Annotated in this window: 5 protein-coding genes; all 5 read right to left on the bottom strand. The window is 75.8% G+C overall.

Features of this window, described 5'->3' with window-relative positions:
- Positions 1 to 1,782, bottom strand: a 1,782-nt coding sequence (locus HH311_RS27210) for a cytochrome P450 (RefSeq protein WP_169186850.1), incomplete at its 3' end; no start/stop codon positions are given.
- 12 nt (positions 1,783 to 1,794) lie between these two features.
- Positions 1,795 to 2,511, bottom strand: coding sequence for a hypothetical protein (locus HH311_RS27205; protein WP_169186849.1), 717 nt, complete (start codon positions 2,509 to 2,511; stop codon positions 1,795 to 1,797).
- Complete coding sequence (locus HH311_RS27200; RefSeq protein WP_169186848.1) at positions 2,508 to 2,678, bottom strand: hypothetical protein; 171 nt, start codon at positions 2,676 to 2,678, stop codon at positions 2,508 to 2,510. Before HH311_RS27200 ends, HH311_RS27205 begins: the two co-directional genes overlap by 4 nt.
- 138 nt (positions 2,679 to 2,816) lie before the next feature.
- Positions 2,817 to 5,603, bottom strand: coding sequence for an AAA family ATPase (locus HH311_RS27195; RefSeq protein ID WP_169186847.1), 2,787 nt, complete (start codon positions 5,601 to 5,603; stop codon positions 2,817 to 2,819).
- Positions 5,604 to 5,716: 113 nt separating this feature from the next.
- Entirely contained in the window at positions 5,717 to 7,321 is a 1,605-nt protein-coding gene (gene guaA, locus HH311_RS27190) for a glutamine-hydrolyzing GMP synthase (protein WP_211190876.1), read from the bottom strand.
- Positions 7,322 to 7,328: the final 7 nt, after the last annotated feature.

The following is a 7,328-nucleotide window of genomic DNA, read 5'->3' as shown; positions in this document are numbered from 1 at the left end:
ACGCACCCCGGCCGCCGACGCGGTGTCCCCGCGCAGCCAGTCACAGAACCCGGCCGCGTTGTCCGGCGGCATCCCGTTGTAGGAGGCGGTCACCACCACCACCGCCCCATCGGTCGGCAGATCCGCCCGCGACGGCGACGCCTCGCCCATCCGCACCGCGCCCACCCGGTCATCGAGCGGCGCCACCGTCGTCGCCCACCCCCGATCCGTCCCATCCCGAGCGATCCGGGTCGCCAGATCCTCCGCCGCCCCCAGATTCGACCCGAACAACACCAGCAACGGGGTGCCGTGCCGGTTCCCGACGACCGGTGCCGGAGCGGCCGCCGTCGGCTCCTCCACGGGCGTGGCCGCCGGCGCCGTGCTGATCGCCCCGTGCGTCCGGCCCGGACGCGGGCGCACCTGGATCGAGAGCCCGTCGGGCTTGATCGTCAGGCTCTCCTTGATCTTGAGCTGGTAGTCCGCGTAGTCGACGAAGTCGAAGCGCTGCAGGACCATCGCGAGCACGAGGATCGCCTCCTGCAGCGCGAACTGGCGCCCGATGCAGGCCCGGACCCCGGAGCCGAAGGGCTTGTAGGCGTTCGGCGGCCGGTCACCCCGCCGCGCGGGGTCGAAGTGGTCCGGGTTGAAGTCCCAGGCGTCGGCGCCCCAGACGTCGGTGTTGCGGTGCAGCACGAGCGAGGCCGCGACGATCGGGGTCCCGGCCCGGAACTCGTACCCGCCGACGGTGGTGTCCTCGAGCGGCTGTCGCGTGAACGCCGGCGCCGTCGGCCACAGCCGCAGCGTCTCCTCGAGAATCTGGGTGACGTAGGTCAGCTTCCCGATCTGGGGCGCCGTCGGCGCCACCGACAGGTCGGTACCGAGCACCTCGTCGACCTCGGCCTGCGCCCGCGCCACCACCTCGGGCGCCTTGAGCAGGTAGGAGATCGCGAAGGAGAGCAGGCCGCTCGTGGTCTCGTGGCCGGCGATGAGGAACGTGATGCACTGCGAGACGATGTTGTGGTCCGGGAGCGGCTTCCCGTCCTTGTCGGTCCCGACGAGCATGTGCCCGAGCAGGTCCTCGCCCGGGTCCCCGGAGGCGCGGCGCTCGTCGAGGATCTTCTGGACGGTGTCCTGCATGTAGCCCATGTCCGCGTGGAGCTTGCGGTCGGCGCCGGGACGGAGCTTCGTCAGCGCCGGGGGGATCCGCTGCCGGGCCTGGCTCTCGCTCAGGGCGCCCATCATGGCGTCGACGAACGGGTGCTGGGTGTCGCGGTAGAACGAGTTGAACCGGTACCCGAAGCCGCACAGCGCGATCGTGTCCAGCGTCAGCCGGGTCATGTCGGCGGTCACGTCGACCGCCTCGCCCGGGTTGAGCCGCTCCCACTTGAGCAGCAGCTGCTCGGCGATGTCGACCATCATCGGCACGTAGGCGCGGATGGCGCGCTGCGAGAACGCGGGCAGCAGGATCTCGTGCGCGCTCTTCCACAGCGGGTCGTCGGAGTCGGCGGTGAAGAGCCCCGCGGACTCCTGGAACTTGCGCAGTTCGCGCTGCCCGGCACCGACGTACTTGACGAACCGGGAGTCGTCGCAGAGGTCGTCGATCATCTCCAGGCCGGAGGCGATGTACCGGGGCCCGTCGGAGGCGTGCAGCACGAACATCGGCCCGTACTGCTTGGACAGCACCAGCAGCTGCTGCATCGTCCTGCCGGCCGGCATGTCGAGCAGGTTGCCGATCACCGGGTACGGCTTGGGGCCCGGGATCGGGCGGGCGCCCTCGGGACGGTCGGGGATCGATGAGGCCACGGGGACGCTCCTTCAGCGTTCGACGGCAGGGGGCTCGACGGCAGAGGGCTCGACGGCGGCTGCCGGGTCGGTCGGGGTGGCGGGGGTGGTGGGCGCGCGGAAGCGCAGCAGGGCGATACAGCCGATGAGCACGACCCACAGCGGCAGGACGAGCAGGGCGCCGGGGTTGTTGGTGACGCTGACCAGGAGGAACGCGCCCAGCAGCCAGCCGACGACGGCCCACGGCATGGTCAGCACGCCGCCGTTGCGGAGCAGCGTCGTCGTCGTGAGCACGAACATCCCGGCGCCGCGGACCGCGAAGACGAACACCAGCCCGTAGCCGACCGCCGTCAGGGCCCGGGCGGTGTCGGGGTCGATCGACGCCGGGCCGCCGCGCGAGACCGAGAACGCCACCGCGCCGAGCGCGGCGGTGCCGGCGAACAGCATCGTCACGAAGACCGTGCCGGCGAGCAGGTTGAGGCCGTGGGCCATGCTGGACGGGCGCGGGGTGAGCGTGTCGAGCAGCGAGCGGGTCGCGGTCATGTGCCAGAGGAACGCGATCCCTGCCAGCGGCACCAGGTAGAGCCCGATCGCGACGAGCAGCGTGTCGCCGCCGTGGGCGTAGAAGGCGGTGAAGGTGGCGTCGGGGTCGTCGAGGTGCGGGGCCCGCCGGAGCATGACGAGCGCGGCCACGAAGAGGACCACGAAGAGGAAGCCGGAGCCGGCCGCGAGCCGGGCCTCCGGCCTCACCGGGGGCTCCCCGTCGGCTCGGGCCCGGGCTCGGGGTCGCCGAGGTCCTCGAGCACCCGCAGCAGCTCGAGGGTCCCCGAGAACGGGTGCTCGGCGCCGCCGTCCGCGACCGCCGTGCCCTCCAGCCGGCCGTCTCGGGCGCGGACCAGGTCGAGTGTGACCCGCATGGTCGAGCCCACCTCCCCAGGTTCGTCACCGTGTGACGTCGAGGATGCGGTGGGGACGGTCCTGATCACCCCGGTCACCCCTTACAGTCGACCTTCCAGTCGACCGTGGGTGACGGCGCCGCTGCGCGGCGTCCGCGGTCAGCGCACCGGGACCGCTGCCCGCTCCCGCAGCTCGGCCCGGGAGGTGACGCCGAGCTTGGCGTAGACGTTGGAGAGGTGGTAGGCGACGGTGCGCGGGGAGACGAAGAGCTCCTGGGCGACCTCGCGGTTGGTCAGCCCCCGCACCACGAGGGCGACCACGGCGTCCTCGTGCGCGGTCAGGCCGAGCGCCTCCTCCGGGGAGGGCGTGAGGCCGGCCGCGTGCAGGAGCTCCTCGCAGTCGGCGAGGAACGGCGCCGCTCCCAGCGCGGCCAGCCGGTCGCGCGCCGCGCGCAGCAGGTCGACCCCGGTCCGCCGCTCCCCCGCCGTGACCAGGCGGCGGCCGAGCTCGATCTCGAGCCGGGCGCGCGCGAGCGGTGCGGCGCCCCCGCCCCACGCGGCCGCCGCCAGACCGGCCTCGAAGGCCGCGCGGGCCGCGGCCGGGTCGCCCGCCGCCTCGGCGAGCAGGCCCCGCAGCCGCGCGGCGTCGAGGCTCGTGTGCCCCGGGGGACGGTCGCCCAGGCGGGCGTCGAGGGCCGCGGACGCGTCACGGGCCTCCGCGACCCGCCCCGCCCGCAGCAGCGCCTCCCCGTGCAGCGCCCGCGGTCCGAGCGCGCCGATCGCGTCGGCCAGGGCGAGCACCTCGGGGCGCAGCACCGGTTCCAGGGCCCGCAGCATGCCGGCCGCGTCGTCCTCGACGAGGGCCAGGAGCGCCTCGGCGGGCGCGGTCACGATCGTCGAGGCCCACCAGGCCGCGCCCGCGGCCGCCACCACCGCCAGGTGGGCGCGGGCCTCGTCGGTGTGCCCCCGCACGGCGTGGAGCTGCGCGGCGTACCCGCGGGCGATCATCTCCGCGAACCCGCGCCCGGCGTCGCGCGCCCCCGCGACGGCGAGCTCCACGGCGTCGAGCCCGGGCGCCCGCCCCGCGCGGTCACGGACCAGCGCGAGGTAGGCCGAGGCGAGGGTGGCGGTGCGCACCGCCTCCCCGGTGCGGGCCAGCCGCAGCGCCTCGGTGAGGGCAGCCTCCGCGCCGTCGTCGTCGTCGACGGCCGCGGCGAGCACCCCGCGGACGACGAGGGTGTCGGCGTGGAGCGGGGTCCGGGCCCCGGGCGGCCCGGCGGCGACGTCCAGGGCGGCCCGCGCGTGGTCGCTCCGCCCCTGCGCGACCAGTCCGAGGATGAGCGCGAGACCCGCGGGCCGGCGCACGAGCGGGCCGGCGTCGGGGTCGGCGAAGCAGCCCGACGCCAGCTCCACCGCCTCCGCGGGGCGTCCCTCGAGCACCGTGAGCAGCGCGAGGTCGGCCGTCGCGATCGCGCGGGACACCGGCTCGTCGCCCCCGGCGGCCGCGGCGAGCAGCGGGCGCGCGCGGCCCAGGCGCCCGGCCAGCAGCGCGAGCCGCCCGAGGAGGCCGTCGCGGGCCGCGCCGGGCCGGGTCGCGGCGAGGTCGTCCTCCAGCGCCGCCGCGCGCGCGATCTCGCCCTCGGCGAGCAGGACCTCGACCGCGCGGAACAGCCGGTGCTCGCGGTCGTCGGGGTCGACGGTGAGCTCGGCGGCGGCGCGCAGCAGCTCGGCGACGTCGAGCGGGGACGTCCCCGCCGGGAGGTCCGCGGCGAACCGCTCCAGGTCGGCGGCGAGCTCCGGGTCGGGCCCGGAGGCGGCGGCGATCCGGTGCTCCAGGGCGGCCCGGCCCCGGACCCGCGCGGCGGCGGCCCGGTGCAGGGCGCGGCGCCGCGCGGGCGGCTGGTCACCGTGGACCGCCGCGCGGAGCAGCGGGTGGACGAACCCGATCCCACCGACCGGCCGATCGCCGCGCTCGGTGAGCAGCCCCAGCGCGACGGCCTCGTCGAGCGCCGCCCCCGGGTCGTCGACCCCACCGAGCCCGGCCGCCTCCGCGAGGGCGGCCGCGTCGGCCAGCGAGCACGGGTCGCCGAGCACGGCGGCCGCGACGACGAGGGCCTGCGTCGCGGCGCCCGCGCGGGCGAGCCGCACGAGGACGACCGCGGCCAGCGAGCGCGGGGCGGGCAGGACGTCGGTCGCGTCCAGTGCCTCCGGGGAGAGGTCCTCGAGCAGCGTGCGGGCGTGCAGCGGGTGGCCGTGGGTGCCGGCCCAGAGACGCTGCGCCGCGCCCGTCGAGCGCAGCGGCCGGCCCATCACCGCGGCGAGCTCGGAGAGCTCGGCGGGCTCCAGACCGGCCAGCGGGAGCCGGCGCGCCCCACCCACCGCGCCGAGCACGCGCTCCCACCGGGGGTCGGGCTCGTCGTCGCCTGCGAGGAACGCGGGGGCGGGGGTCCGGGCGCCGAGCAGCACCGCGACGCGGTCGTGGCGCAGGCGCCGCAGGACGAACACCAGCGCGCGGACCGAGAGCTCGTCGGCCCACTGCACGTCGTCGAGGACGACCAGCACCGGGTCGTCGCCGGGCACGGCCCCCAGCGCCGCCAGCAGGTCCGCACCCACCACCATGGGGTCCGCGCCCCGGGGCCGCCCGGGACCGGCGAGGGGGTACTGGGCGAGCAGGTCGGCCGGCAGGGCCGCGGCCAGCTGGTCCACCAGGCCGTAGGGCAGCGCCGACTCGGCCTCGTCGCCCGTCGCGCTCAGCAGACCCACCCGGCCGGCGCGGGCGATGGCGCCCGCGAGCAGGGCGGACTTGCCCATCCCGGCCGCCCCCGCGATCCAGACGATCCCGGGCTCGCCCCGCCGCGCGCCCGCGACGGCGGCGTCGATCACCGCCAGCTCGGCCCGGCGGCCCACGAACGGGCGGCGGGGCGGGGCGCCTCGACGTCCGTCCACGGGGAGCAGCGCACAACGGATCACCGGCCCGTGTCCAGCACCAACGCGAGCAGTACCCGATCGACTACGGAGTGGTCGCCGAGCGACGGGGCGACATCAGCCTCGCTGCGTCGTCACTCCCATTCGATGGTCCCCGGCGGCTTGCTCGTCACGTCCAGCACCACGCGGTTGATCTCGGCGCACTCGTTGGTGATGCGCGTGGAGATGCGCTCGAGGGTCTCGTACGGGACGCGGGTCCAGTCGGCGGTCATGGCGTCCTCGCTGGACACGGGCCGCAGGACCACCGGGTGACCGTAGGTGCGGCCGTCGCCCTGCACCCCGACCGACCGGACGTCGGCGAGCAGCACCACGGGGCACTGCCAGATGGTGCGGTCGAGCCCGGCGGCGGAGAGCTCCTCGCGGGCGATGGCGTCGGCGCGGCGCAGCGTGGCCAGCCGGTCGCCGTCGACCGCCCCGATGATCCGGATGGCGAGCCCGGGCCCGGGGAAGGGCTGGCGCGCCACGATCGACTCCGGCAGGCCCAGCTCGGTGCCGACCGCGCGGACCTCGTCCTTGAACAGCGAGCGCAGCGGCTCGACCAGCGAGAACTGCAGGTCCTCGGGGAGCCCGCCGACGTTGTGGTGGGACTTGATGTTCGCCGAGCCCGAGCCGCCGCCGGACTCGACGACGTCCGGGTAGAGGGTGCCCTGGACGAGGAACTCGACGCCCTCGCCGCTGGCGATGTCGCGGGCCGCGCCCTCGAAGGACCGGATGAACTCCCGGCCGATGATCTTGCGCTTCTCCTCGGGGTCGACGACGTCGGCGAGCTCCCGCAGGAAGATCCCGGCGGCGTCGACGGTCACCAGGTCGACCCCGGTCGCGGCCACGAAGTCCCGCTCCACCTGGCCGCGCTCGCCCTCACGCAGCAGCCCGTGATCGACGAACACGCAGGTGAGCCGGTCCCCGATCGCCCGCTGCACGAGCGCCGCCGCGACCGCCGAGTCCACCCCGCCGGACAGGCCGCAGATCGCCCGCCCCTCGGGGCCGACCTGCGCCCGGATCGCCTCGACCGTCTCGTCGACGATGTTGGCGGGCGTCCAGTCGGCGGTGATGCCGGCGACGTCGCGCAGGAACCGCTCGAGGACGAGCTGGCCGTGCGGGGAGTGCCCGACCTCGGGGTGGTACTGCACCCCGGCCAGCCGCCGGTCGACGTCCTCGAACGCGGCCACGGGCGCCGCGGACGACGAGGCCGTCGTCGTGAACCCGGCCGGTGGCTCGGTGACGCCGTCGCCGTGGCTCATCCACACCGGGTGCTCGGCCGGCAGGTCGCCGTGCAGGCGCCCCGGGTCGGTGACGTGCAGGTCGGTGCGGCCGTACTCCCGGTCCCCGGTGTGCGCGACGGTGCCGCCCAGCGCGGAGGCCATCAGCTGGAAGCCGTAGCAGATGCCGAACACCGGCACGCCGGTCTCGAAGAGCGCCGGGTCGATGCTCGGGGCGCCCTCCTCGTACACCGACGCGGGGCCGCCGGAGAGCACGATCGCCGCCGGGTCCTTGGCGAGCATGTCGTCCACCGAGGTCGTGTGCGGCACGACCTCGGAGTAGACGGACGCCTCGCGGACCCGCCGCGCGATGAGCTGGGCGTACTGCGCGCCGTAGTCGACGACGAGGACCGGGTGCTCCCCACTGCTGGTCACCCCTCCATCGTGCCCGATGAGTCCTGCGCCCGGCGGCGGTCCCATGACCATG

This window comes from Actinomycetospora sp. TBRC 11914, from assembly GCF_012933465.1.
In the GTDB taxonomy this organism is placed as follows: Bacteria; Actinomycetota; Actinomycetes; order Mycobacteriales; family Pseudonocardiaceae; genus Actinomycetospora.
Note: the sequence above shows the minus strand (reverse complement) of the source record. Positions and strands in the feature narration are given on the sequence as shown.

Excerpts from the sequence above, each read along its gene's own strand:
- HH311_RS27200 (WP_169186848.1), bottom strand. The coding sequence starts at position 2,678 with ATGCGGGTCACACTCGACCTGGTCCGCGCCCGAGACGGCCGGCTGGAG.
- guaA (WP_211190876.1), bottom strand. The coding sequence starts at position 7,321 with ATGGGACCGCCGCCGGGCGCAGGACTCATCGGGCACGATGGAGGGGTG.